Genomic DNA, 22,129 nt, shown 5'->3' with positions numbered 1-22,129 from the left:
AGTTTCTACGAAACTCAAGGCTATTCATCCTTAAATTGGATAACTTGCCACTCAGTCGTAGCCCTTCTGAGGGCTAGCGGGGAGCTATGTCAGCAGATCTTGATAGATATGGGTTGTACAGATCTAGTTATCGCCAGACACCGAACCAGGTTACACCATTCAGTCAGTTTAAATAGGGTTGTTCGAGCGCCATTTTATCAAGGCGTGACGCACCCTGGCATGTTTATCTTCGGTGAAGTTGTACCGTGTCATGATAATAATACGCATGATGCTGCCCAAGATTGGTACCAGAGATATACAGATAAACAGCCCATCCATCGTTGCTTGAGTCTGCGCTGTATTCGGTTGATAACCAAGCCAGATCAACAGGGTGCCGGAGATCCCGCCCGCAATGGCCCAGGCTAATTTTCCGGTAAAGGTCTGCCCTGAGAAGGCGATGGCGGCGCAGCGGCGGCCGGACTTGAGCTCGGCATATTCGATGGTTTCGCTGAGCATGGCGGAGATCAGCGGGTTGGTGATGACGTTGGCGGCATGGATCAGGGCGAGGAAGCCGAACACCAATATCAGGTTGTCGTAACCCGCCGTGTAGAAACCGACGCGCAGGGCGATCTCCAGCATGGTGAGCATCAGGAAGAGATCACGTTTTCTGAAACGCTTGGTCAACACCGGCACCAGCATGCAGGCCATGGAGGTGGCCACGCCTATGGTCCCCATCACCGAGAGCAACCCGGCGTCACCCATGTTGTAGGTGAAGAAGAAGATGTAGAGCCCGGTCGCGAGGTTGAAGAAGACATTGCAGAAGAAGGAGCCCAGCACATAAGCCAGCGGTTTGTTGGCCCGCAGGACGCGGAAGGAGTCCCTGATGGTGATCTTGTCATCCGGGTTGGGCTTGACGCGCTCCTTCATCTGGCTGGCGCCGATCACCATCAGCGGCAGGGCGATCAGCATCAGGCAGAGGGCGCCTTCCATGTAGCCCTTGGTGCTGCTGGTCGCGGCAAACAGCTCGGTGAGCTTCGGGAAGATGATGGAGGCACTGCCGATGCCGATATTGACCCCCAGCATGGCGACGGTTACGGCTTTGGCGCGCTCTTGCGGCTCCTGGCTCATGACAGACGACATGGTCCAGAACGGCACATCGGAGAGGGTGTAGATCATGCCCCAGGCGATATAGGTCACCGCCGCATAGGCCACCTTGGTCGCCATCGGCAGATCCAGGCCGATGAAGCTGAGGGAGGTGATGCCCGCGATCAGGAAGGGCACGCATAACATATAGGGGGTAAATTTGCCGCGCTTGAAATTCAGCGTATCCATATAGCCGGCAATGAGGGGATCGTTGATGGCATCCCAAATACGGGCGACGAGGAAAATGGCCCCGGCCGCAGCAGGCGATATTCCAAGAATATCGGTGTAAAAATAGAGAATGAAGGAACCCACCAGGCCGAAGCTGAGGCATTGCCCGACGGCGTAGCTGAAATATCCCGCCAGCTCTCTATTTTGTATCTTTTGGTCTGTCATCTGCCAACCTCTACGACATGAATGGGTTGTGAAGAGCGCCACCGCTGTGGCGTCCTTCTTGTGTTATGAGCGGGTCAATGCGCGGATAAGTGCTGTTTCGCTGGCGGAGTAGGGGGTGCCGTCCTCTTCCAGCAGATCATGGAACCAGACCCGGCGCCAGTCGGGGTCGATATTGCGAACGAAGGGCCAGGGTAAATGGGTCTGGGTTTTGCCTTTCACCAGGCCCCACTGATAGGCGCCAATCTTCAGCTCCTTGAACAGGGGTAATTGCTGCTCCACCGTGCTGCCGACATGGCGTGCCAGCCACTCGGTGCAGAGCATAGGACGGCGATAGCTGCCGACTACCTCCAGGGAGATCTTCAACCCCTCCATGCGCTGATAGGAGTGGAAGGTGATGACATCCGACAGCGCCATGGCCCGCCGGTCGGTGGGGTGGGTGAAGGTGTTTTCCGGGGTAAATTCAGCATCTCCCTGACCGATGCTGTAAGGGGCATGCCAGGCGCCGACGGTGAGCGGCTGGATGGGGTTCTCCTCCCGGGCCCAGACGAAGGCCAGTTCCATCAGATAGTGGGCATATGTCTCCAGCGATTCATCGAAACGCACCTCGACATCGCCTTCCGAGAAGATGCCGCGGTTGGTCGGCTCGTTGTAGAGATCCCAGATGAAGATCCGTTCGTCATTGGCGAAGGTACGCACCAGATCGCGGATGTAACGCTCCAGCTCGTGCCATTGGGTCGGGTCAGTGACGATGTTGCGGCCTGGACTTGCTGCCGCCTGACTGTTGTGAACATCGTCCCGCGGTGGTTTCTGGCTACCCAGATAGGGATGATCACCAGAAAAACCGCAGTCATCCATCAGGGTCATCATCACGCGGATATCGTGTTTGCCGCACAGGGTGAGGAATTGCTCGATCCGTGCGATCAGGCCATCACGATCATGTTGCCAGACAATAAACGGCAAATTGGTGCGCAGGGTGTTGTAGCCCAGTTCGCTGGCCCAGGCCAACTCCTGATCGATGATGGTGGGATCGAAGGTCTCGGCCTGCCACATCTCGGTCCAGTTGACCGCCGTACGGGGCAGGTAGTTGAAGCCCAGTAGCCAAGGTTGTTTATCCCACCACTGCCAAGCCCGTTCTGTTGACCACTGTTGTACCGCCATCGGAGAACCTCTTTACTAATTATTTGTGTCTATTTGCTAATTATTATTAGCTAATAAGTTTGGTTGCAAATGATGAAGGATAGAATTCTGGGATCAGTCACAAAACGAACAAATTTAAGGTGTTCTCAAGCTGGAGTTGGCGAGCTGTTGTCTCCTCGGGTTTATCGCTTTGTGCCAGATAACTCCTGCATCGTCTCTGAAAGCGCTTGTACTACTTGCTCATGCCCGTAATCATGAGTCATGATGGAAGGTAAATAATTAATATTATTATCTGGGCGGTACCGCTCACATTATGGTCATACCGATGAACAATAAACGCATCACCATGAGTGCCATCGCCGCGGCTGCCGGCGTCTCCCAATCAACGGTCTCACTCGTGCTCAATGGCTCGACCACCATCAAGCTGGCGGACGAAACACGGCGCAGAGTGCTCGAGAAAGCGGTCGAGCTGGGTTACCAGCATAAGCGAGCCGAACATCTACCCAGGGGGCCATCTGCGCGAAAAATTGCTTTCGTATTCAATGGCCTCACCTCCTATGACCCTTTTCTCGATGCGATCAATGCCTGCAATGAACGTGCTTGGGAGGCTGATCGCATGTTGGTTACCTTCGATTATCGCAACAGCGCGGAGCTCACCAGACTGATCGAACAGGAGATCAATCAGGGGGATTATCTGGGGATGATCTTCGCCTCCTCCATGACAAGGCAACTCGCCGAGATGGAGCTCTCCCCACAGGTACCTACCGTGTTGCTCAACTGTTATCTGGAAGCCACGAGCTTGCCCGAGCGCTATTCCATCCTGCCCGCCGATAAGTTAGCGGGCTATAAGGTGACGGCACACCTGCTGGATCAAGGTTGCAAACGGGTTGCACTTATTCAGGGAGAGCCCTGGATGGAAGCGAACAGCCTGCGGTTGGAAGGGTATCGTCAAGCGCTGATCAACCACGATCTGATCCCTGAACCACAATGGGTGCGCGTGGGCAACTGGTCGCTGCACGAGGCCTATGAACAGACCCGGCAACTGCTGGCACTGCCTCAGCCGCCTGATGGCATCTTCTGTTGCAGCGATTACATGGCCCAAGGTTGCTATCAGGCGATTGCCGAGGCGGGGTTGCGCATCCCGGAAGACATTCTGGTGGCCGGCCACGACAACCAGATGCTGGCCAGCGAAATGGAGCCTCCTTTGAGTTCCATCGAACTGCCTTACGACGAGATGGGCAAACAGGCGGTGGATACCTTGTTGCAACTGGCGCAAGGAGAGAAGCCTATCGCTTTGCAGATGAAGTTGGAGGGCGAGTTGCTGATCCGCGCCTCGACCAGGGGCCGGCCAGTTAACCGCCTTTGACCCTTCTCGATGACCTGTGGCACAGCGACGCCTTATGCCACGGATCGTGCTGAGATTTATGCCGTCATGCCCGCGAAAGTGTGTGGTAAGAATCAAAAATGAGAAGCCCATGATGGGTACTGAGTGGCCTCGTCCACCACTCGGTCAGCTAATGAATGCGTAGATATTCGTTTTTCAGTTTGAGCAGCAGCACTGTGCATGCCAAGGCCAGCGTGATGGCATTGGCAATGATAAGGGGGATGTCACCGATCTGAAGGCCATACACCAGCCAGCACAGCACGCCGCAACTGAACGCGAGATACATGCTGTTCGAGATCGCTTTGGTCTCCCTGGTTTTCAGTATCTGCAGCACTTGTAGTGCAAAGGATCCTGTGGTCAAGAAGGCTGCGCATAGGCCGAGATAATCGGCATCAAGCCATAATACCGAGACGCAAAGCACGACTGATATCGCAATGGCGCGAGGCCATAAAGCTGCGGGCAGCATGTTTCGTTCCTTTTCTGTGTTGAATGCGGTCATGATGAAGCCGATGGGCGGAAGAGGTGCGACAAAGGGGCGACTTGACGCGCCCCTTCAATGAGTCACGCCACGACCGGGATGAGCCGATAACGGGTAACGTGTTGATAACGTTCACCTGGCATCAACCAAGGGTCGCCCAATTCTGGACGGTTCGGGCTGTCTGGCAATTGCTGCGCCTCCAGACAGATCCCCTGATAGTTTCCCCAATGCCCACCCCCGCGCTTGGGCGCGCCGGCCAACCAGTTGCCGGTGTAGAGCTGGACGCTCGGCTGGTCGGTATGCATCTCCATGCGCAGGCTGCCATCCCCTGCCATCAGAGTGGCCTGTGGTGCGAACGAGGCGTCATCAAACAAGAAGCAGTGATCGAATCCCAGGCATTTCTCCTGCTGCGAGTGGGTCATCCACTGCTCCCCGACCCGCTTGCCATGCCGCAAATCGAATACCCCTTCGACCGGTGCGATGCCAAGCGGCAGCGAGTGCTCATCGGTCGGCAGATAGCGATCCGCCTTGATGGTGATGCGATGGTCACGCACGTCACCGCCATCCAGATTGAAATAGGCGTGGCTGGTGAGGTTGACCGGGGTCGGTGCATCTGTGGTGGCGCTCAACGCGATCACCAGATCGGTCTGCTCCAGCCGGTACTCCACCGTCACGTCCAGATTGCCAGGGAAGCCCTGCTCGCCGTCGGCCAGCCGGGTTTGCAGACGGATACGATCTTCGGCCAGCTCGGCCAGTTGCCACTCCCGGTTGTGCAGGGAGTGGCTGCCCCCGTGCAGGCAGGTGGTGCCCTCGTTGGCATCGATCTGCCATTCTTGCCCATCCCGCTCCAGACGGGCGTTGCCGATACGATTGGCGAAACGCCCCACGATCGAGCCCAAATAAGCACGCTGCTCGGGATAATCCACCGGATCACAGGCCAGCAGCACATTGCGAGACGTGCCGTTGACCGGGATCTCGAGGGCGGTGAGCGTTGCCCCGAAATCGAGTACGCTCAACCGCAGACCCGCTGCATTTCGCAGATGGAACTCTTTCATGCGATGACCCCCGCCCCGGCGCTGGCGCGGCAGACATAGCAGTCCGCCTGGAGGCCAAACCTGGCCGGATACTCGGCCTCGACCACGGCGATCACCTCGTTCACCCGCTCCGGGCGCAGCAGGGCCACCACGCAACCGCCGAAGCCGCCCCCTGTCATCCGCACGCCCCCCTCGGTACCGATCTCTGCCTTGATGATCTCCACCAGGCCGTCGATAGGGGGTACCGTGATCTCGAAGTCATCGCGCATGGCGGAATGGGACTGACCCATCAGCTCGCCGAGGCGTACCAGATCGCCGCTCGCCAGCGCGTCAGCGGCGGCCAGGGTGCGGGCGTTTTCCCCCACCACGTGGCGGGCGCGGCGATAGCAGGCCTCGTCCAGCCCGGCCTTGCCCGCTTCCAGCGCGGCCAGATCCAGGTCGCGCAGCGCCTTGACCCCGTAGTGACGGGCGGCGGTCTCGCACTGCTGGCGGCGGGTGTTGTATTCGCTGTCCACCAGGCCGCGGCGCACGTTGGAGTTGACGATCAGCACCGCCAGATCCGCGGGCATGGGGATGAGGCGGGTCTCCAGGGTGCGGCAGTCCAGCAGCAGGGCGTGATCCCGCTCGCCGCTGGCGGAGATCATCTGATCCATGATGCCGCAGTTGCAGCCGACGAACTGGTTCTCCGCCTGCTGGCCGTTGAGGGCAATCTCGGCCTGGCTGATGGCAAGCCCCTGGGCTTCCTTGAAGGCCTGGCCGATGGCCACCTCCAGGGAGGCGGAGGAGGAGAGGCCGGTGCCCTGGGGCACGTTGCCCGAGACCACCAGGTTGAGGCCGCGCAGGGCATGGCCACGGACCTGCAGATGCTTGATCACGCCGCGGATGTAGTCGCTCCAGCGCTGGTCCGGGTGATGGGTGATGGGCTTGTCCAGGCTGAACAGATCCCGCTGGTTGCCGTAGTCGGCGGCGATCACGTGCACCAGGTTGTCGCTGCGCCGGCCGATGGCGACGCAGGTCTCGTAGTCGATGGCACAGGGCAGCACGAAGCCGTCGTTGTAGTCGGTGTGCTCGCCGATGAGGTTGACGCGGCCGGGGGCGCGCACCAGCAGGTCGGGTTGTTGCTCAAACTGCTCGGCAAACACGGCGCTGACGCGTTGGCTGGGGGTCATGGGGTCACCTCATTGGCTTTGTAATGAACGGGGGAGAGGGAACGCAGGCGCTCGGCGGCTTGTTCCGGGGTCAGGTCCCGCTGGGTTTCGGCCAGCATCTCGAAGCCCACCATGAACTTGCGCACGGTGGCGGAGCGCAGCAGGGGCGGGTAGAAGTGGGCGTGCAACTGCCAGGCCTCGGGGCAGTCCGAGTTCGGCGGCGCGAAGTGCCAGCCCATGGAGTAGGGGAAGCTGCATTCGAACAGGTTGTCGTAGCGGCTGGTGAGCTCCTTGAGCGCCACCGCCAGATCTTCTTGTTGCTCCGGGGTGAGATCCAGCATTGAGGGCACATGGGCCTTGGGCAGCAACAGGGTTTCGAACGGCCAGGCCGCCCAGAAGGGCACCACGGCCAGCCAGTGTGCCGTCTCCACCACGATGCGTGAGCGGTCTTGCAGCTCGCGCTCCATGTAGTCCAGCAGCAGCGGGCGGCCGTGTTCGGCCAGCCAGTCGCGCTGGTGCTGCTCCTCGCGGGCTATCTCGTTGGGCAAAAAGTCGCTGCCCCACAGCTGGCCGTGGGGGTGGGGGTTGGAGCAGCCCATGACGGCGCCCTTGTTCTCGAACACTTGCACCCATTCCCACTGGCTTGACAGCTCGGCGACCTGGCTCATCCAGGTGGTGATCACCGCCTCGATGGCGGGCAGGGGCAGCTCGGGCAGAGTCTTACCGTGATCCGGCGAGAAGCAGATGACCCGGCTGGTACCACGAGCGGCTTCCAGCTTGAGCAGGGGATCCTGCTCGTCGCCGGCGGCCGGGGTGTCCTGCATCAGGGCGGCGAAGTCGTTGGTGAAGACGAAGGTGTCCCGATAGTCGGGGTTCTGGTCGCCGGTGACGCGCTTGTTGCCGGCGCAGAGGAAGCAGTCCGGATCGTGGGACTGGCTCGGTGCCTGGCTTATTTTTTCGACCTGACCCTGCCAGGGGCGCTTGGCCCTGTGGGGGGAGACCAGCACATACTGGCCGGTCAGCGGGTTGAAACGGCGGTGGGGGTGATCAACAGGGTTGAACATCATCACTCCAATCAATGAGTTGAGAAAATCGTAACGGGCAGGCCGGCAGGCCTACTCCTCGTAACCGTTCGGGTTGGCGAGCTGCCAGCGCCAGCTGTCTGCGCACATGGCCGCGAGATCCCGGGTGGCATGCCAGCCAAGCTCGCGCTCGGCCTTGGCGGGGTCTGCCCAGCATTCGGCGATGTCGCCCGGGCGCCTCGGCTCGATGCGACAGGGCAGGGGGCGGCCGCATGCCGCCTCGAACGCCGCCACCATCTGCAGCACGCTCTGGCCCTGGCCCGTGCCCAGGTTGTAAGGGTGGACGCCGCCTCGCCCCGCGCAGTGGTGCAGCGCCTTGACGTGCCCCTCGGCGAGATCCATCACATGGATGTAGTCGCGCACGCCGGTGCCGTCCGGAGTGGGGTAATCGTTTCCAAAGACGGACAGGCAGTCGCGACGACCGATGGCGACCTGGGTCAGGAACGGCATCAGATTGTTGGGGATGCCCTGGGGATCTTCCCCCAGGGTGCCGGACTCGTGGGCGCCGACCGGGTTGAAGTAGCGCAGCAGCGTCATGCTCCAGTGGGGCTCGGCGGCCTGCAGATCCTCGAGGATCTCCTCGATGATCAGCTTGGAGCGGCCGTAGGGATTGGTGGCGCTGCGGGGGAAATCTTCCCGGATGGGGGTGCTGGTCGGATCGCCGTAGACGGTGGCCGAGGAGCTGAACACCAGGTTGTGAACCCCGGCGCGCTTCATTGCCTGCAGCAGCACCAGGGTGCCACTCAGGTTGTTCTCATAATATTCGAGGGGGATCCGGGTCGATTCGCCGACCGCTTTCAGGGCGGCGAAGTGGATCACGGCGTCGATCTGCTGCTCGGCGAAGATGCTGTCCAGCAGTGCCGGGTCACGGATGTCCCCCTGATAGAAGTGGGGCCGCTGCCCGCTGATGGCGGCGACCCGTGTCAGCACGGCGGCCTTGCTGTTGCAGAGGTTGTCCACCACCACGGGTTCCATGCCTGCCGCCTGCAAGGCCAGACAGGTGTGGCTGCCGATATAGCCGCAACCGCCGGTCACCAGTACTCTCATCCTCTTCTCCACCGTTCGTGCCTCACGCAAAGAAAGCCTGAGCAGGAGTTTAGCCGAAGCCAGATTACTTAAACTGTGATGCGTGTCACGTAGTTGTGTAAACGATTACACTTGTTGTGAGAATGGACCTTTACCTGTGGCTATCAAGTTGTCGGCGCTTTTTACGTGCATTGTTGCCCGTTTCGACCGTGAGGAGAGTAAAGGCTGCGCGGGCGCCATCAAGGATGTTGCGCACGTGGTTGGCGCTAAAGTGGTAACGCTTCCACAAAGGGGCCGCTCGCCCAATGTCAGTGTCGCCTTCCGCGAGGTGATGCAGAAGGCCACGGCCGAACTGGACTACACCCCCAACGCCCGGGCTCTGGTCAGCCAGACCAACGACACCATGGTGGCGGTTGGCCATATGGGCAAGCCCTGCCTCTGTGCCTCGGCCAAGGAGAGCACCATGAAACGGGGTTGCGCCTGCTGATGGACACTGTTTTTCACCGCGCCAGCAGGAGCGGGAAGCGATCGAATTGCTGATCGCAAGAGGTGTGAAGCCCAGAAGGGGGAACAGCAAGGTACCAAGTGAGAGGAAGGAGCGATGATGCCTTGTGTCCGCCCGGTTTGGCGCTGCTCAACAGATAAAGCATGACCTTGAAGGAATGCGACATCGCCCTCAACAACCGGCAGGGTTACCACCAGGACACCGGGCAATATTCCGGGGCGGGTAAAGCGGTCTGGAGCGACCTGCGGGCAGTTTGCTCTCCCCATCACAGGGCCGCATTCCCCGCGATGTGCTGAGGCCGCACCGCAGCGGTTAAGTATGAAAAAAGCGAATAAAAATAATGCCAGTCAGACTTAACTGACTGGCATTCTGGTCTGAACCCGGTGGATTCATGCCATGACTCAGTGACGGCTGACGATGATCCTCCCGGTGCTCATGTCGCGGGCCTGACCGGTAACGCTGATCTTGAGTCCATATTCGGGTAGCAGACGACCGGCGTCCGGGATCTCCTTGCTCTGGTAGCTGCGGGAATCCTTGAACACCCGGTTCGGGGTGATCCAGAAGTCGCGCAGCAGGGAGCCGCTCGGATGTTTGAGGTCGAGGGGGCGCTGGAAGCCCAGGCCGAAGGCAGCATCGTGGATCTGGTAACGAGTGCCGGCCACGGCCCCATCGCTCCACGTGAGGGTGCGCTGATCCCCGTCCACCACCCCGAGGAAGCCTTCACCCGGGTGCTGGCCCACCCAGTTGTTAGCCTGGCTGCTGTCCACGTACCAGAGCAGCATACCCGGCTCGTAGCGCATCAGCTGGTCGGCCACGTTGATGTGGGCCAGCCCCTTGTCCACCCCCGCATGGTTGCGCCACTCGGCCAGGTAATAGTGATCCTTGGCCTCGTTGCCATCGTTCTTCACAAAGCCGGCCAGGGTAAAGGCCGCACTGCCCTCGGCCCCGTCGCTCAGCAGGGTGTCGCCATCGGCGAGGATCTGCAGCTCGTCCACGAACAGCCCGTTTTCGGCCACGCCGCCATCACTCTGGTATTGCAGGGTGAGGGTGATCTGCTGGCCGGCCCAAGGGGTGAGGTCGAACTCGGCATCGGTCCAGCCGTTGGAGTTGCCGGTGATGCCGACCCCGAAGCCGATCCCGTTCGGATCGTCACTGGTGGTCAGGTTGCCTGGGATGGGTTCGCCATTGACCAGCACCCGACCGTAGTCAAAGCCATCTTCGATCTGATACCAGGCCTTGAAGAGCAGGCTGGCGCTCTGCCTGCCGCCGAGATCCAGCTTGAGGCTCATGCGGTTGTCCAGGTTGTTGCCCTTGCCGCCGTGGTACTGGTACTGACCGGCATAGGGCGGGTTGAGGGGCACCTGTTTGGCGGGCAGGTTGATGCGCACCACGTCGTCGTTGCGTCCCTTGTCGTTGGCCTGATCCAGCATGTAGACGTTGCCGCGAGGGTTGAGATCGGCAAGCTGCACATTGCTGCCGTGCAGCCAGTTGCCCCCGAGGGAAGCCTGCAGGAACTCCTTGGCCCAGGGGGAGAAGCCGGTCGGCTCGGTGCCGCCGATGACCCCGGCCCAGGAGCCTGAGGACATGATGGACCAGGTCGCCACCGGTTCCCCCTTGCCGCTGTACTTGGTGTCGTACTCGTCCGGCAATCCCAGATCGTGGCCATATTCGTGAGCACAGACCCCGGCCGCCGCATCGATGGGCTGGATGGTGTAGTCGTAGGCGGCGAACTGGCCGCCGAAATCGCCGTTCGGGCTGCTGGTGCCGGGGATGGGGTAGGGGGCGCCCAGGTTCCAGCGATGGGCCCAGATGGCATTCTCGCCGAGATCGCCACCCCCCGCCTCCTCGCCGACGCTGGAGTGGAAGATCATCAGGTGGTCGATGAGGCCGTCCGGCTCGTCCCGGTTGCCGTTGCCATTGAGATCGTAACGATCCTCCTGATCAAACTCGGCCAGATCGATGGCAGGATCTGCCGCCACCTGCGCCAGCGCCTCCTTCACCAGCTCCCGTACCGCCGTTTCGTTCTGGTTGCTGCCGTAGTAGGCCGCGTCCTTCCTGGCTGTGTACCAACCCGCCACCTGACCGCGCACGCTGTAGCTCTGGCCGGACTGCTGCTCGTAGAACTGGCGCATGGAGATGAAGCGTTCGCCGTTCGGACCGGCATAGCCTTTGGACGAGAACAGCAGATCGTTGTAGTGCGCCTGGCTGTAGTCCGGGTAGTACATCTTGGTGAGCTCGGGGGTAACGCTGTTCTTCGGGTAGTCGGGGAAGTCCACCAGGATGGCGAGGATCTTGTCCTTGCGCATCTTGCCCCTGTAATGCTCCTTCTCGATGGCCTTGAGCAGCAGGGTGGGCACCCGATCGCCGGGGCGGGCGGTGCCGTTCAGGCGGATCTTCTTGAGGATGCGCTCCCGTACCTTGCCCTCTTTCACCGCCAGGGTGCCACTGTTGCCGTTGTAGGCCCGTGACTTGTCGCGGTAATAGCGGGTCAGGGCCGCCTGCTCCATCTCGGGGGAGGCCAGGGTCGGGATCCGGCCGCTCTTCTTGAGCATCTCCAGCACCTTCACCTCGTCGGCGAGGGGGGCATCGAAGGGGCCATGGACCGGGGCGGCCATGACATGGTTTCCAATCATAAGGGTCGAGCCGATAAGCAGGCTCGTTATTGTTGTTTTGGGCATTGCAATGTGCTCCTTCACATGATCAGAAAGGAGCCCGTCGGGCTCCTTTTCCGGACGGGGAGTGATTCACCCGCGTCTCTTTATGCCTTTGGATTGGTCCTTTGTCATCAGCACCTCGATGGTGGAAAACGCTGACCTGAAAGAAGCATGTGATGTGTTTTGACTGTCTTGTGCCGGATGATGAAGGTATCTATGGGTGACACTTGTCAATGGTGGGTTATTACACTTTTTTAACCTTTTTGCGGACACCACCATTTGGGAGGAGCCTTGAGAAGCAGTTATCTTGGTCCGCCGCATTGAGCCCGTTGCGCTCTGCGGGTATGCTTTGCCGCAACCACCCCCTGGCGGCGAGCGGGCCGACACGGCCGCAGCGTGCCCGCCAGCAGGGGCTACATCCATCCAATACCGTCTGGGGTTTATATGAGTATCAACATGCAAGAGTGGCGCGAAGAGACCACCGCCATCGTCAACGAGCTGCTGGCCGATGGCAGCAACCCGGATCTGGACTACGAGATTGAGCACCACTTTGCCTGTCAGGACTTCGATCTGCTGGAGAAGGCGGCGGTTGACCTGTTCAAGGCCGGCTTCGAAGTGACCGATGCCGAGGAGATGGAACTGGACGACGGCGCCACCATCTTCTGCTTCGATGCTACCGTGGAGTGCAAGCTGGATATCGAGACCATCGTCTCTGACATCGAGAAGATGCTGCCTATTCTGGAAAAGTACGGTGTGGACTACGACGGTTGGGGCACTTACTTCCAGGAGTAAGCCTGGGTCGGCGGCGGCTGTGTGCATCATGGTCCATGACGGCTGATGCACAGCCAGACAATCAAAAGGCCACCCCAGGGGTGGCCTCGTTGTTGGTGGCGGGTCAAGCTGGCAACTGGTAGTTGCTGGCAAACTCCCCGGGGGGCAGGGGGCGACTGAACAGATAGCCCTGCAGCCGATCGCAGCCAGCCTGTACCAGCCAGGCCTGCTGCTCCACCGTTTCCACCCCTTCGGCGGTGATCCTGATGCCGAGTTCATGACCCAGACCGATGACGGAGCGGACGATGGCGGTGGTTGCCTGGTTGCTGGCCAGTCCCTGGGTGAAGCTCTTGTCCAGCTTGAGGGTCGCCACCTGCAGCCGCGGCAGGTAGGCGAGCGAGCAGTAACCGGTGCCGAAGTCGTCGATGGCGAGCTGGAAGCCCGCCTCGATGAGGCAGGCCAGATTGCTCTCTATCTCGTCGGCATTCTCCATCAGCACCCCTTCGGTGATCTCCAGCTCCAGTTGCCAGGGGGCGAGCCCGTGGCGCTCGATGCAGGCGAAGATCTGCGGGCAGAGTTCGGGATCGCGGAACTGCAGCGGTGACAGGTTGATGGAGAGCACCAGGTCAGGGGCCGCCACCTGCCAGCGCGCCAGCTGGGCACAGCCCAGCTCCAGCATCAGTTGACCGAGCTGGCCTATGAGGCCCAGCTCTTCCGCCAGGGGGATGAACTCATCGGGGGAGATCATGCCGAACTCGGGGTGTGGCCAGCGGCAGAGCAACTCGGCCCCGTGCAGCCGGTTGCTGTGGGTGCAGATGATGGGCTGGTAGACGGCGGTCAGCTCGGCCGATTTGATGGCCAGCGGCAACTGGGCTGCGATGAGCTGACGGCGCTTGAGCTTGGCATCGAGATCGGGATCGAACAGGGTGCAGTGTTGCTGCTGGCGTTTGCCCTGTGCCAGCGCGGCCTCCGCGTGGCTCAACAGACGCTCGGCCTCCTTGGCCTTGCCGTGGGCGATGCCGAGGAAGACCGGGATCTGGATCCTGTGTTCCTCGACCTGGTAGGGGGCCATCAGTTCCTGTTGCAGGTTGCGGCTCCACTCATCCAGGGAGAGGGGAAGCTCGGGCAGCAGCAGGGCGAAGTCATCGGCAGCGACCCGGCAGAGCAGGGACTGAGGCGGCGCCAGCCGTTGCAGGCGACGCGCCACCTGGCTGAGCAGGCGGTCGGCGACCCGGATGCCGAAGCGATCGTTGATCTCGCGAAAATGTTGCAGATCCACCAACAGCAGGCTGGCCTTGCGGGCGCCGAGGTGGCGGCTGGTCTGCAGGAAGTGGGAGAGCTTGAGCAGGCCGGTGAGGCTGTCGTAGTGCTGCTCCTGCTGCAACTGGGCCTGGGTGGTACGCAGTCCGGTGATGTCACGGCTCAGGGTGAGAATGCCGAGGGCGTTACCCTCGTCGTCCGGGACTTCGACCCGGGTGACTTCCAGATGGCGGCCCTTGCCCTGGGCATCCACCACGCAATATTCACCCTGTCCCAGGGTCTGCTCGACGGGGAGACGGGGGGGCACTCGTCGACCCAGGGCGTCGCTTGCCGTCAGGCCCATGAAGTCGAGAAAAGCCTGATTGCAGTCGATGAGCACGCCCTGGTGATCTTCGAGGCGAATAAGATCCGGGATGGCATCCAGCAGGCGGCGCTGCAACAGTTGCTGTTGGCGGAAGGTTTGCTCCAGCTCCTTGCGCTGATCGATGGCGCTGACCATGGCAAAGAGGGCAAGGGGGTTGCCCTGCTCGTCATAGAGCGGCACCTTGTGGATCTCCATCCAGTTGGTGTTGGCGCCACTGTGGCAGTGCCATTGCTGGTGCAGCAGGGGTTTTCCTTCGGCTAGCAGGCGCCCGTCCTCCTCACGGAACTGATCGCCCCAGGGCATCTCGGCGTCCGTCTTGCCGACGAGGTCGCTCGGCTGCTGTAGTCCTGCCTCCCGGGCGAAGGCCTTGTTGGCAAACAGGTACCGTCCGGCCGTATCCCGGCAGAAGATATTCATGGGTAACTGGTCGATGATCTGCTGCAGCAGCGCCAGGGAGAGCGAAGAATTCACGTGAGCACTCACGGGGGAGACTTCGAGCAAATCTATGATAACAGGTCAGTTTTGTAAAGCTTGGGTTAAGAATCCACCATTTATGTGGATCCCTGCTGACAGTCTGTGTCGTGATCGCCATAATAGCCGCCGATTGGCCTGTGGTGGCCTTATGGATGAGAGAAGCAGCATGAAGAAGATAATGGGGGGCGCCCTGGCCCTGTTGATGGTGGGTTGTGCCAGTGACAACAATGGCGGCGAACAGTACCGCTACACCCCGCCGGTTGCCAAGGCGACCAACAACACCCAGGAGATGGCGATTCCGGTGGATCTGGTGTGGGCCCGCGCCGAGAAGTGGTTTGGCGATCACGGTCTCAACATCGAAAACAGCCAGCGTGGCTCAGGTCTGATGACCGCCAACGTTGAAAACTCGGCCGAGGGGCTGGAGTGGCTGGATTGCGGCACCATGGGTTCCAAGGTCGCACTGGGCAACCCCAATCTGCAGATCAATCTGATCATCACCCAGAGCGGCAACAACAGCGTGGCGACCGTCAACGTCAAGGGCAACACCCAGCTCTACTTCGTCGAGTCCTCCGGCGAGCGCGTGCTGGCCCCCTCCATCACCCCAGTCTGCGTCTCCCGCGGCAGCCTGGAGCAGAGCCTGTTCGCCACCCTGGGCAACTGAATCCTGCCCTGCCGGAGCGCATGAAAACCCCGTTGCCTGCAACGGGGTTTTTGTTTTTGGCCCGCTAGCCGGGCAGGGCAGGCCAGCCCTGCTGGCGAAAGCGGCCAGGTGCCATCCCGCTCGACTGTTTGAATGCCTTGGCAAAGGAGGCCTCCGACTGATAGCCGACCCGCTGCGCCACCTCGCCGAGGGGGAGTTGATCCGGGTGGCGCAGCAGCTCGGCCGCCTGCACCATCCGCACCCGTACCATGAAGTCCCAGACGCTGCAGCCCAGCCGCTGGCGAAAGTGGCGAAAATAGGTGGCGCGGGACATGGCGGCCAGCGCCGCCAGTTCATCCACGCTCCAGGGGTGGGCCGGGTCGGCCAGCATGGCCTGCAGCGAACGGCCCAGCCTGGGGTCTTGCAGGGCGCCGACCAGCCCGAGCGCCCCGTGCGGATCGCTGGCATGGGCCCGCAGCCCCATGGCCAGCAGCACCTGACTCAGGGCCGTCAGCACAGCCCCCGAGCCCTGCTGTTCGCGCAGCAGCTCCTGGCGGATCAGGCTGAGCACCAGACTCAGCGCCTGCTGCGACTCGCTGGCGAGCAGCGGGATGCAGAGCGGGCTCGGCAGGGCATCCAGCAACAGCGGCCGCAGCGGTCCCTGATAGCGGTACTCGCCGCACAGAAACTCCACCTGATCGCCGCCATCGCCCCTCTGCGGCAGCAGACCGTCGCCCGGCTCGGCCAGGGCCAGGGTGTCGCCTTCCCGCCAGATGGTATGGGGCTCGCCTCCGGGCAGCAGCAGCAGATCACCCGGCCGCAGGGCCACGTCGTCGCCCTGCGCCGTGGTGACCCGGATCTCTCCTTTCATCAGCAGGTGAAACGGCATCACCCCGGCCGGGCTCTGCTCGTGGGGCAGCCTGAAACCGCCGCGATAGAGGCAGCGCAGGTCGAACGTGCCCTGGATGCCGGCCTGGCTAATCAGCTGGTCTATCTGGTTCATGATTCCATTTGACTGTTATTTGCGTCTTTAAAGTATTAAACGACTCAAGTCCCGATGCAATACTGGCTTCATCGAGCAGGCAGGGGCCTGTTCTGCCACACCGGAGAGTCAAGATGCAAGACTGGGATCAATACCGTAAACAGTTGATGGGCCGCGTCATGGAGCTGGGCACCCTGAGCCCGGATACCCTCAAGGGTTATCAGCAGCTGTCGTCCGCCGGCAGCAAGAGCGGCACTCTGGATGGCAAGACCCGCGAGCTCATCTCGTTGGCGGTGGCCGTTACCACCCGCTGCGATGGCTGCATCGCCGTCCATGCCGATGCCGCCCTCAAGCAGGGGGCCAGCCGGGCCGAGATCGCCGATGCGCTGGGTGTCGCCGTTGCCATGAATGCCGGGGCCGCCATGGTCTACTCCGCCCGGGTGCTGGATGCCATCGACCGTTGAGCCAGGGTGGGGCGGCTCTGACGCCGCCCTGCCGCCAGGTTGTCGGTCTGCCGGCCAGTTCCTGCTGGTCCTTGCAAGTTGAGTGACCCTGCCTACCTTTGCCACGCCCCACGGGCGTGGCTTTTTTGTCTGCGGGCTGGCCTGCCGGCCATGGTTTGCGCTTTCCAAAAACAAAACCCCCGGCTGGGCCGGGGGTTGGATGCTTATCTCTGGGGATCAGGGCTGGAGTGCGCTGTCACCGTGAAACAGCGCCCGCTCACCGGACTTGAGCACATAGCCCTTCCAGGGGAAGAGCTGGTAGGCCCCTCCCTGCCAGGACCAGTTTCCTTCCTCGCCCTGGCGGTCAAGGGGGATCAGCTCGCCGCTTGGCAGGGTCAGCTCGGCCTTGCTCTGATCGGCGTTGAACAGCACGAAGGCGCTGCCGGTCTCGGTGGCCTCGAGGGATTGCAGGCGCACCCCCTGTTCGAACAGCCGCACGCACTGGCCGAGCAGGGGGGACCACTGGTAACCGGCGCTGGCACGGCAGCCGTGGGCATCCTGATCGTTGCCGACCAGCTGGGGAGCCTGGGTGCTGCAGGCCGCCAGCAGCAGGGAGGCGGCCATCAGAGTCAGGGTTCGCATGCTCACTCCTGCTTGTCTTCGAGATTGTCCCGTTCGATCACGACGTTGGAGAAGCCCAGCTCCTTGAAGTAGTTCTCCCTGTAGTCCTTCACGCTCTTCTTGTCGCGGCGGCACACCTGGGCCAGCTGGGCCTCCATGGCGTGGAAGCTGGAGAGATCCAGCCCCTCGGCAGCGGCGATGGCGTCATAGATGCTGTTGAACTTGTCGTTGGCGTAGCCTATCTCTTTGGCCTGCTTCTTGTAGGTGTAGGTAATCTTAAACGCCACTGGGGTCTTCCTTCTGTTTGGCCTGTTTGCGCTGAACGTAGAGATAGAGGCTCTCTACCTTCTCTCGCGCCCAGGGGGTCTTGCGCAGGAACTTCAGGCTGGACTTGACGCTGGGATCGTCGGTGAAGCAGCGGATGTTGATCTGCTGCCCCAGTTGTTCCCAGCCGTAATGCTCGACCAAGGCGGTGACGATCGCCTCCAGGGTCAGCCCGTGCAGCGGGTTGTTTTTCTGCGAGGTAGCAGGCTTGGACTGGTCACTCATGCCTGCGCCGCCAGCTTGGCAAAGGGCTGACCCATGCGGGTGGTGACGCCGTTGGCCAGATGGGGTTCGAAACCTGCCAGCATGCCGGGGCCAAACAGGCAGACTACGGTGCTGCCGAGCTTGAACAGGCCCATCTCGGCGCCTTTTTGCAATGTGATGGCCTCGTCGCCGGTGTAATCCCAGCGCACCACTTCCTTCTGTTTGGTCGGCGCTATGTTGCCGGCCCAGATGGTCTCGATGCTGGCGACGATAGTGGCGCCAACCAGTACCAGCGCCATGGGGCCGTGGGGGGTGCGGAAGGTGGCAACCACCCGCTCGTTGCGGGCAAACAGGTTGGGCACCTTCTCGGCGGTGAGCGGGTTGACGGAGAAGAGATCCCCCGGTACGAACACCATGCTCTCCAGCACGCCGTCCAGCGGCATGTGGATGCGGTGGTAATCCTTGGGCGCCAGATAGATGGTGGCAAAGTCCCCATCCTTGAACGGCGCCACCAGATCCTCGAAGCCGCCCAGCAGCTCGCGGGCACTGTAGTCGTGGCCCTTGGCCTGGATGATGCGGCCTTGGCTAATGGGGCCGAGCTGGCTGACGGTGCCGTCCACCGGCAGGGCCAGGGTCATGGCATCCTCGACCAGCGGACGGATCCCCGGCTTGAGCTCGCGGGTGAAGAAGGCGTTGAAGCTCGCGTAGTGGGCCGGATCTTCGTGCAGCGCTTCGCTCATGTCGACGCCGTACTGCTTGATAAAGGCCTCGATCACCCGGGTGGTGAGGTTGCCAGCCTCGGCGGCGGCAAGCTTGCCGAGCAGGCGGGATAGGGCGTGTTTGGGCAGGTAGTATTGACCGGCAATTTTCAGGTTGTCAGTGATGCTCATGATCTTCATCTGCTCTTTCTAAAAAGAGGGAGGTTGATTGGGTCACAGCCGGGCTTGTTGCCGACCGTGGCGGGCTTCCTGCATGGTTTCCAGGATGCGGTGATAGTTGTGGAAGCGGTCAGGGCTGATGGCGCCACTGCTGACCGCCGCCCGCAGGGCGCAGCCGGGATCATCCTTGTGGGTGCAGTCGCGGAACTTGCAACTGCCGAGGTAGTCGCGAAACTCCACGAAACACCAGGTGATGCGATCGGCTTCCAGGTGCCAGAGGGCGAACTCGCGGATCCCGGGGGAATCGATGAGATCGCCGCCGCTCGGGAAGTGATAGAGCCGCGCCGTGGTGGTGGTGTGGGTGCCCAGCCCCGAGTTTTCGGAGATCTCGCCAGTGAGCACGCCGAGCCCCGGCATCAGGGCGTTGGTCAGGGACGACTTGCCCACCCCGGACTGGCCGACGAAGATGCTGATCTTGTCGGTCAGGGCGGCCTTGAGCGCATCGAGCCCCTCGCCGCTCTCGCAGCTCACCAGGATCACCGGGTAGCCGAGCTTGCGGTAGGCGGCGAGCTGGCCCTCGACCCGGGGGCGGGCCGCCTCGTCCAGCATGTCGACCTTGTTCAGGACGATGAGGGGGGCTATTTCCACATCCTCGGCGGCCACCAGGTAGCGGTCGACTATGTTGGTGGAGAACTCGGGCATCACCGCCGAGACGATGACTATCTGGTCGATGTTGGCGGCAATGGGTTTGACCCCGTCGTAGAAGTCCGGTCGGGTCAGCACCGAGTGACGGGGATGTACCGCCTCGATGACGCCGGCGGTCGCGGCATTGAGGCCGGGACGCCACACCACCTTGTCACCGCACACCAGGCTGTTGATGCTGCTGCGCCTCAGGTTGCTGCGGTGTATGGTGCCGTCGACGGCTTCCACGTCCGCATGCTGGCCGAAGCGGCTGATCACCACCCCTTCGATGGCCGGGCCAAACAGGGTGTCATCCACCACAGTGGTGTGATCTTTTTGCAGCCGCCGCTCGCGGTTGGCCTGAACGCGCCTCTGTTGACCCAGATTGAGTTTTGCTTTCTTTGCCACTCGATTCGCCAGTTTATGAACAGATCCAAAGCCAGTATGATACATGCAAATTGGCAAAATTCCGCCATTCCTCCCAATAGAGAGAGCAATCATGACAGTCAGCGCGCAGAACCTGGTATGGATCGACATGGAGATGACGGGCCTGGATCCCGAACAGAACGTGGTTCTGGAGATCGCCACCATCATCACCGACAAGGATCTGAACGTGCTGGCGCAAGGGCCCGTCATCGCCATTCACCAGAGCGATGAAGAGCTGGCCAAGATGGACGAGTGGAACGTCAACACCCACACCAAAAGCGGACTGGTGGCCCGGGTCAAGGCGAGCGAGCACGACGAAGCCCGCGCCGTGGCCGAGACCCTCGAGTTCATCCGCCAGTGGGTGCCGGAGCGCACCAGCCCTCTGTGTGGTAACAGCATCGGCCAGGATCGCCGCTTCATGGTCAAGCACATGGGCGAGCTGGAAGCCTTCTTCCACTACCGCAACGTCGACGTCAGCACCATCAAGGAGCTGGTGCGCCGCTGGCAGCCGGAGCTGCTGGAAAAGTTCACCAAGAGCGGTTCCCATCAGGCGCTGGACGACATTCGCGAGTCCATCGCCGAACTGCAGTTCTACCGCAGCCACGTCTTCAAAATCTGAGTCCCCGGCAAGGGGTTGCCGTCGCCCGGTTGCTAAAATCGGCAGTTCGGCCAGCTTTTGAGCGAACGGCTGCACAGTGACAAAAAAGCCCTTGCAATTGGAATGACTGCTCTTATAATTCGGCTCCCGTACAGTAGCGCAAGCAACCAAATGCTGTACGGCCGTTTTAAGGTAGTTGCGGGAATAGCTCAGTTGGTAGAGCACGACCTTGCCAAGGTCGGGGTCGCGAGTTCGAGTCTCGTTTCCCGCTCCAAAAGTTTGCAGATGATATTCCGATGCGGGAATAGCTCAGTTGGTAGAGCACGACCTTGCCAAGGTCGGGGTCGCGAGTTCGAGTCTCGTTTCCCGCTCCAATCATCAGCACAGCCTCAAGACACATGTAGCGGGAATAGCTCAGTTGGTAGAGCACGACCTTGCCAAGGTCGGGGTCGCGAGTTCGAGTCTCGTTTCCCGCTCCAATACGTATTAGTAAACTACTGCAGATGATTATTCCGATGCGGGAATAGCTCAGTTGGTAGAGCACGACCTTGCCAAGGTCGGGGTCGCGAGTTCGAGTCTCGTTTCCCGCTCCAATCACTTGCAGAAGACATCCTGTTGCGGGAATAGCTCAGTTGGTAGAGCACGACCTTGCCAAGGTCGGGGTCGCGAGTTCGAGTCTCGTTTCCCGCTCCAATCTCTCTCCTCGAAGTACACAAATCCAATATTTAAACGCACTCATTGCCACATCCAGTTGGTAGAGCATGATCCGCGCCTTGCCAAGGCTGGGGTCGCGAGTTCGAGTCTCGTTTCCCGCTCCAATCTCTCTTCGAAGTCCTCATCATCCATTTGAATTGTCCATCACATCGCGCTGCGATGATTTGTCGTATCCGGCATTCAGCCAGATCAGACCCATGTCTTCTGTAGCCGCTTTGTGCACAGGTGTTGGGGAGGGTTGTGGTTGCTGCGGACAGGCTTATGAGCGTGGCAGGGAAGAGGAAACGGCGGGCAAAAAAATAGGAGGGGCCTTGGCTCCTCCTGCGAGTTCACTAGTGCGGCTTAGAGCAGAGTCACGTTCTCAGCCTGGGGGCCTTTCTTGCCCTGGGTCACGGTGAACTGGACTTTTTGACCTTCAGCCAGGGTCTTGAAACCAGTGCTCTGGATGGAGGAGAAGTGAACGAAAACGTCCGGTCCCTGGGATTGCTCGATGAAGCCAAAACCCTTGGTTTCGTTGAACCATTTTACTTGGCCGGTGCGAATGTCAGACATGTGGTAAGTCCTATCTATAACAAAATGAAACTAACGCCTTGTTGGGCAGCATTTGCCTAGAATGCAGGGGCCTACCCATGACTGACTACGTCAATTTGTTCCAGTGGCATGCAGTACAATCCCTGTCTAAAGCACAATCGATTGTACTGGAGCCCGATCCCTTGTCAATTTGGCACTTTTCATTTTTTGAGCGAGCTAAAAGTATTGGGAAGTCAGCGGCTTGTTTCATGCTTC

At 60.8% G+C, this 22,129-nt stretch carries 22 protein-coding genes and 5 tRNA genes; 11 read left to right on the top strand and 16 right to left on the bottom strand.

What is annotated here, in order from left to right:
- Nucleotides 1-168: 168 nt before the first annotated feature.
- Nucleotides 169-1,515, bottom strand: a complete 1,347-nt coding sequence (locus KW824_RS08985; protein ID WP_218409574.1) for an MFS transporter — start codon at nucleotides 1,513-1,515, stop codon at nucleotides 169-171.
- A gap of 63 nt (nucleotides 1,516-1,578) precedes the next feature.
- Entirely contained in the window at nucleotides 1,579-2,673 is a 1,095-nt protein-coding gene (locus tag KW824_RS08980; RefSeq protein WP_041205105.1) for a cellulase family glycosylhydrolase, read from the bottom strand.
- A gap of 304 nt (nucleotides 2,674-2,977) precedes the next feature.
- Here KW824_RS08980 and KW824_RS08975 point away from each other — a divergent pair, with 304 nt between their 5' ends.
- Nucleotides 2,978-4,018, top strand: coding sequence for a LacI family DNA-binding transcriptional regulator (locus tag KW824_RS08975; protein ID WP_042648221.1), 1,041 nt, complete (start codon nucleotides 2,978-2,980; stop codon nucleotides 4,016-4,018).
- Between the two features lie 148 nt (nucleotides 4,019-4,166).
- Here KW824_RS08975 and KW824_RS08970 read toward each other — a convergent pair whose 3' ends face one another.
- From KW824_RS08970 to galE, 5 genes are all read right to left on the bottom strand, one after another.
- Entirely contained in the window at nucleotides 4,167-4,502 is a 336-nt protein-coding gene (locus KW824_RS08970) for a SemiSWEET family sugar transporter (RefSeq protein ID WP_081805630.1), read from the bottom strand.
- A 95-nt stretch (nucleotides 4,503-4,597) separates the two neighbouring features.
- Nucleotides 4,598-5,569 (bottom strand): aldose epimerase family protein, encoded by a 972-nt coding sequence (locus tag KW824_RS08965; RefSeq protein WP_218409573.1) that lies wholly within the window; start codon nucleotides 5,567-5,569, stop codon nucleotides 4,598-4,600.
- Nucleotides 5,566-6,717, bottom strand: coding sequence for a galactokinase (gene galK, locus KW824_RS08960; RefSeq protein WP_218409572.1), 1,152 nt, complete (start codon nucleotides 6,715-6,717; stop codon nucleotides 5,566-5,568). The genes KW824_RS08965 and galK overlap by 4 nt, the downstream gene beginning before the upstream one ends.
- Nucleotides 6,714-7,760, bottom strand: a complete 1,047-nt coding sequence (locus tag KW824_RS08955) for a UDP-glucose--hexose-1-phosphate uridylyltransferase (RefSeq protein WP_218409571.1) — start codon at nucleotides 7,758-7,760, stop codon at nucleotides 6,714-6,716. Before KW824_RS08955 ends, galK begins: the two co-directional genes overlap by 4 nt.
- A 51-nt stretch (nucleotides 7,761-7,811) precedes the next feature.
- Complete coding sequence (gene galE, locus KW824_RS08950; RefSeq protein ID WP_218409570.1) at nucleotides 7,812-8,825, bottom strand: UDP-glucose 4-epimerase GalE; 1,014 nt, start codon at nucleotides 8,823-8,825, stop codon at nucleotides 7,812-7,814.
- A gap of 136 nt (nucleotides 8,826-8,961) precedes the next feature.
- Between galE and KW824_RS08945 the strand changes: the two genes are divergently transcribed.
- Nucleotides 8,962-9,291, top strand: a complete 330-nt coding sequence (locus KW824_RS08945; protein ID WP_218409569.1) for a hypothetical protein — start codon at nucleotides 8,962-8,964, stop codon at nucleotides 9,289-9,291.
- Nucleotides 9,292-9,710: 419 nt separating this feature from the next.
- On the opposite strand, the gene KW824_RS08940 is transcribed toward KW824_RS08945, so the two are convergent.
- The gene (locus KW824_RS08940; protein ID WP_218409568.1) at nucleotides 9,711-11,987 is read right to left on the bottom strand and encodes an immune inhibitor A domain-containing protein; all 2,277 of its coding nucleotides are present in this window, start codon (nucleotides 11,985-11,987) and stop codon (nucleotides 9,711-9,713) included.
- Nucleotides 11,988-12,419: 432 nt separating this feature from the next.
- On the opposite strand from KW824_RS08940, the gene rraB reads away from it, so the two are divergent.
- Nucleotides 12,420-12,755, top strand: a complete 336-nt coding sequence (gene rraB / locus KW824_RS08935) for a ribonuclease E inhibitor RraB (RefSeq protein ID WP_041206820.1) — start codon at nucleotides 12,420-12,422, stop codon at nucleotides 12,753-12,755.
- A gap of 103 nt (nucleotides 12,756-12,858) precedes the next feature.
- Here rraB and KW824_RS08930 read toward each other — a convergent pair whose 3' ends face one another.
- The gene (locus tag KW824_RS08930; protein ID WP_139751760.1) at nucleotides 12,859-14,829 is read right to left on the bottom strand and encodes an EAL domain-containing protein; all 1,971 of its coding nucleotides are present in this window, start codon (nucleotides 14,827-14,829) and stop codon (nucleotides 12,859-12,861) included.
- Between the two features lie 169 nt (nucleotides 14,830-14,998).
- On the opposite strand from KW824_RS08930, the gene KW824_RS08925 reads away from it, so the two are divergent.
- Nucleotides 14,999-15,493 carry a hypothetical protein gene (locus KW824_RS08925; RefSeq protein ID WP_025325936.1) on the top strand — a complete coding sequence of 165 codons (495 nt, stop codon included), beginning with the start codon at nucleotides 14,999-15,001 and terminating at the stop codon, nucleotides 15,491-15,493.
- A gap of 64 nt (nucleotides 15,494-15,557) precedes the next feature.
- Here the strand turns inward: KW824_RS08925 and KW824_RS08920 are convergent, their stop codons facing one another.
- Nucleotides 15,558-16,475 carry an AraC family transcriptional regulator gene (locus KW824_RS08920; protein ID WP_218409567.1) on the bottom strand — a complete coding sequence of 306 codons (918 nt, stop codon included), beginning with the start codon at nucleotides 16,473-16,475 and terminating at the stop codon, nucleotides 15,558-15,560.
- 113 nt (nucleotides 16,476-16,588) lie between these two features.
- Here KW824_RS08920 and KW824_RS08915 point away from each other — a divergent pair, with 113 nt between their 5' ends.
- On the top strand, nucleotides 16,589-16,918 hold the full coding sequence (locus KW824_RS08915) for a carboxymuconolactone decarboxylase family protein (RefSeq protein WP_218409566.1): 330 nt from the start codon (nucleotides 16,589-16,591) through the stop codon (nucleotides 16,916-16,918).
- A gap of 216 nt (nucleotides 16,919-17,134) precedes the next feature.
- Here KW824_RS08915 and KW824_RS08910 read toward each other — a convergent pair whose 3' ends face one another.
- The 5 genes from KW824_RS08910 to rsgA are packed head-to-tail and all read right to left on the bottom strand — an operon-like array spanning nucleotide 17,135 to nucleotide 20,013.
- On the bottom strand, nucleotides 17,135-17,539 hold the full coding sequence (locus tag KW824_RS08910) for a hypothetical protein (protein ID WP_218409565.1): 405 nt from the start codon (nucleotides 17,537-17,539) through the stop codon (nucleotides 17,135-17,137).
- Between the two features lie 2 nt (nucleotides 17,540-17,541).
- On the bottom strand, nucleotides 17,542-17,805 hold the full coding sequence (locus tag KW824_RS08905) for a DUF2960 domain-containing protein (RefSeq protein ID WP_005327324.1): 264 nt from the start codon (nucleotides 17,803-17,805) through the stop codon (nucleotides 17,542-17,544).
- Complete coding sequence (locus tag KW824_RS08900) at nucleotides 17,795-18,067, bottom strand: VF530 family DNA-binding protein (RefSeq protein ID WP_005327326.1); 273 nt, start codon at nucleotides 18,065-18,067, stop codon at nucleotides 17,795-17,797. Before KW824_RS08900 ends, KW824_RS08905 begins: the two co-directional genes overlap by 11 nt.
- On the bottom strand, nucleotides 18,064-18,936 hold the full coding sequence (gene asd / locus KW824_RS08895; RefSeq protein ID WP_218409564.1) for an archaetidylserine decarboxylase: 873 nt from the start codon (nucleotides 18,934-18,936) through the stop codon (nucleotides 18,064-18,066). Before asd ends, KW824_RS08900 begins: the two co-directional genes overlap by 4 nt.
- Nucleotides 18,937-18,978: 42 nt before the next feature.
- Nucleotides 18,979-20,013, bottom strand: a complete 1,035-nt coding sequence (rsgA, locus tag KW824_RS08890) for a small ribosomal subunit biogenesis GTPase RsgA (RefSeq protein ID WP_218409563.1) — start codon at nucleotides 20,011-20,013, stop codon at nucleotides 18,979-18,981.
- A 91-nt stretch (nucleotides 20,014-20,104) separates the two neighbouring features.
- Here rsgA and orn point away from each other — a divergent pair, with 91 nt between their 5' ends.
- The 6 genes from orn to KW824_RS08860 all read left to right on the top strand — a co-directional run bounded on the left by orn (nucleotide 20,105) and on the right by KW824_RS08860 (nucleotide 21,322).
- A complete protein-coding gene (gene orn, locus KW824_RS08885; RefSeq protein WP_041205122.1) occupies nucleotides 20,105-20,650 on the top strand; it encodes an oligoribonuclease in 546 nt (181 codons plus the stop codon).
- 177 nt (nucleotides 20,651-20,827) lie between these two features.
- Nucleotides 20,828-20,903: transfer RNA gene (locus KW824_RS08880), tRNA-Gly, on the top strand.
- A 24-nt stretch (nucleotides 20,904-20,927) separates the two neighbouring features.
- Nucleotides 20,928-21,003, top strand: a tRNA-Gly gene (locus KW824_RS08875).
- Between the two features lie 29 nt (nucleotides 21,004-21,032).
- Nucleotides 21,033-21,108 (top strand) — tRNA-Gly (locus KW824_RS08870).
- Nucleotides 21,109-21,146: 38 nt separating this feature from the next.
- Nucleotides 21,147-21,222, top strand: a tRNA-Gly gene (locus KW824_RS08865).
- 24 nt (nucleotides 21,223-21,246) lie between these two features.
- A tRNA-Gly gene (locus KW824_RS08860) sits at nucleotides 21,247-21,322 on the top strand.
- 363 nt (nucleotides 21,323-21,685) lie between these two features.
- Here KW824_RS08860 and KW824_RS08855 read toward each other — a convergent pair.
- Nucleotides 21,686-21,895 (bottom strand): cold-shock protein, encoded by a 210-nt coding sequence (locus tag KW824_RS08855; RefSeq protein WP_005327092.1) that lies wholly within the window; start codon nucleotides 21,893-21,895, stop codon nucleotides 21,686-21,688.
- Between the last annotated feature and the right edge of the window lie 234 nt (nucleotides 21,896-22,129).

The organism is Aeromonas sp. sif0611 (genome assembly GCF_019218845.1).
Lineage (GTDB): Bacteria > Pseudomonadota > Gammaproteobacteria > Enterobacterales > Aeromonadaceae > Aeromonas > Aeromonas media.
The sequence above is the reverse complement of the archived record's forward strand: the minus strand, read 5'-3'. Positions and strand labels throughout refer to the sequence as shown.

What these genes read in the sequence shown, in the direction of transcription:
- KW824_RS08985 (WP_218409574.1), bottom strand. Translation starts at nt 1,515, where the DNA reads ATGACAGACCAAAAGATACAAAATAGAGAGCTGGCGGGATATTTCAGC.
- KW824_RS08980 (WP_041205105.1), bottom strand. Translation starts at nt 2,673, where the DNA reads ATGGCGGTACAACAGTGGTCAACAGAACGGGCTTGGCAGTGGTGGGAT.
- KW824_RS08975 (WP_042648221.1), top strand. Translation starts at nt 2,978, where the DNA reads ATGAACAATAAACGCATCACCATGAGTGCCATCGCCGCGGCTGCCGGC.
- KW824_RS08970 (WP_081805630.1), bottom strand. Translation starts at nt 4,502, where the DNA reads ATGCTGCCCGCAGCTTTATGGCCTCGCGCCATTGCGATATCAGTCGTG.
- KW824_RS08965 (WP_218409573.1), bottom strand. Translation starts at nt 5,569, where the DNA reads ATGAAAGAGTTCCATCTGCGAAATGCAGCGGGTCTGCGGTTGAGCGTA.
- galK (WP_218409572.1), bottom strand. Translation starts at nt 6,717, where the DNA reads ATGACCCCCAGCCAACGCGTCAGCGCCGTGTTTGCCGAGCAGTTTGAG.
- KW824_RS08955 (WP_218409571.1), bottom strand. Translation starts at nt 7,760, where the DNA reads ATGTTCAACCCTGTTGATCACCCCCACCGCCGTTTCAACCCGCTGACC.
- galE (WP_218409570.1), bottom strand. Translation starts at nt 8,825, where the DNA reads ATGAGAGTACTGGTGACCGGCGGTTGCGGCTATATCGGCAGCCACACC.
- KW824_RS08940 (WP_218409568.1), bottom strand. Translation starts at nt 11,987, where the DNA reads ATGCCCAAAACAACAATAACGAGCCTGCTTATCGGCTCGACCCTTATG.
- rraB (WP_041206820.1), top strand. Translation starts at nt 12,420, where the DNA reads ATGCAAGAGTGGCGCGAAGAGACCACCGCCATCGTCAACGAGCTGCTG.
- KW824_RS08925 (WP_025325936.1), top strand. Translation starts at nt 14,999, where the DNA reads ATGAAGAAGATAATGGGGGGCGCCCTGGCCCTGTTGATGGTGGGTTGT.
- KW824_RS08920 (WP_218409567.1), bottom strand. Translation starts at nt 16,475, where the DNA reads ATGAACCAGATAGACCAGCTGATTAGCCAGGCCGGCATCCAGGGCACG.
- KW824_RS08915 (WP_218409566.1), top strand. Translation starts at nt 16,589, where the DNA reads ATGCAAGACTGGGATCAATACCGTAAACAGTTGATGGGCCGCGTCATG.
- KW824_RS08910 (WP_218409565.1), bottom strand. Translation starts at nt 17,539, where the DNA reads ATGCGAACCCTGACTCTGATGGCCGCCTCCCTGCTGCTGGCGGCCTGC.
- KW824_RS08900 (WP_005327326.1), bottom strand. Translation starts at nt 18,067, where the DNA reads ATGAGTGACCAGTCCAAGCCTGCTACCTCGCAGAAAAACAACCCGCTG.
- asd (WP_218409564.1), bottom strand. Translation starts at nt 18,936, where the DNA reads ATGAGCATCACTGACAACCTGAAAATTGCCGGTCAATACTACCTGCCC.
- orn (WP_041205122.1), top strand. Translation starts at nt 20,105, where the DNA reads ATGACAGTCAGCGCGCAGAACCTGGTATGGATCGACATGGAGATGACG.
- KW824_RS08855 (WP_005327092.1), bottom strand. Translation starts at nt 21,895, where the DNA reads ATGTCTGACATTCGCACCGGCCAAGTAAAATGGTTCAACGAAACCAAG.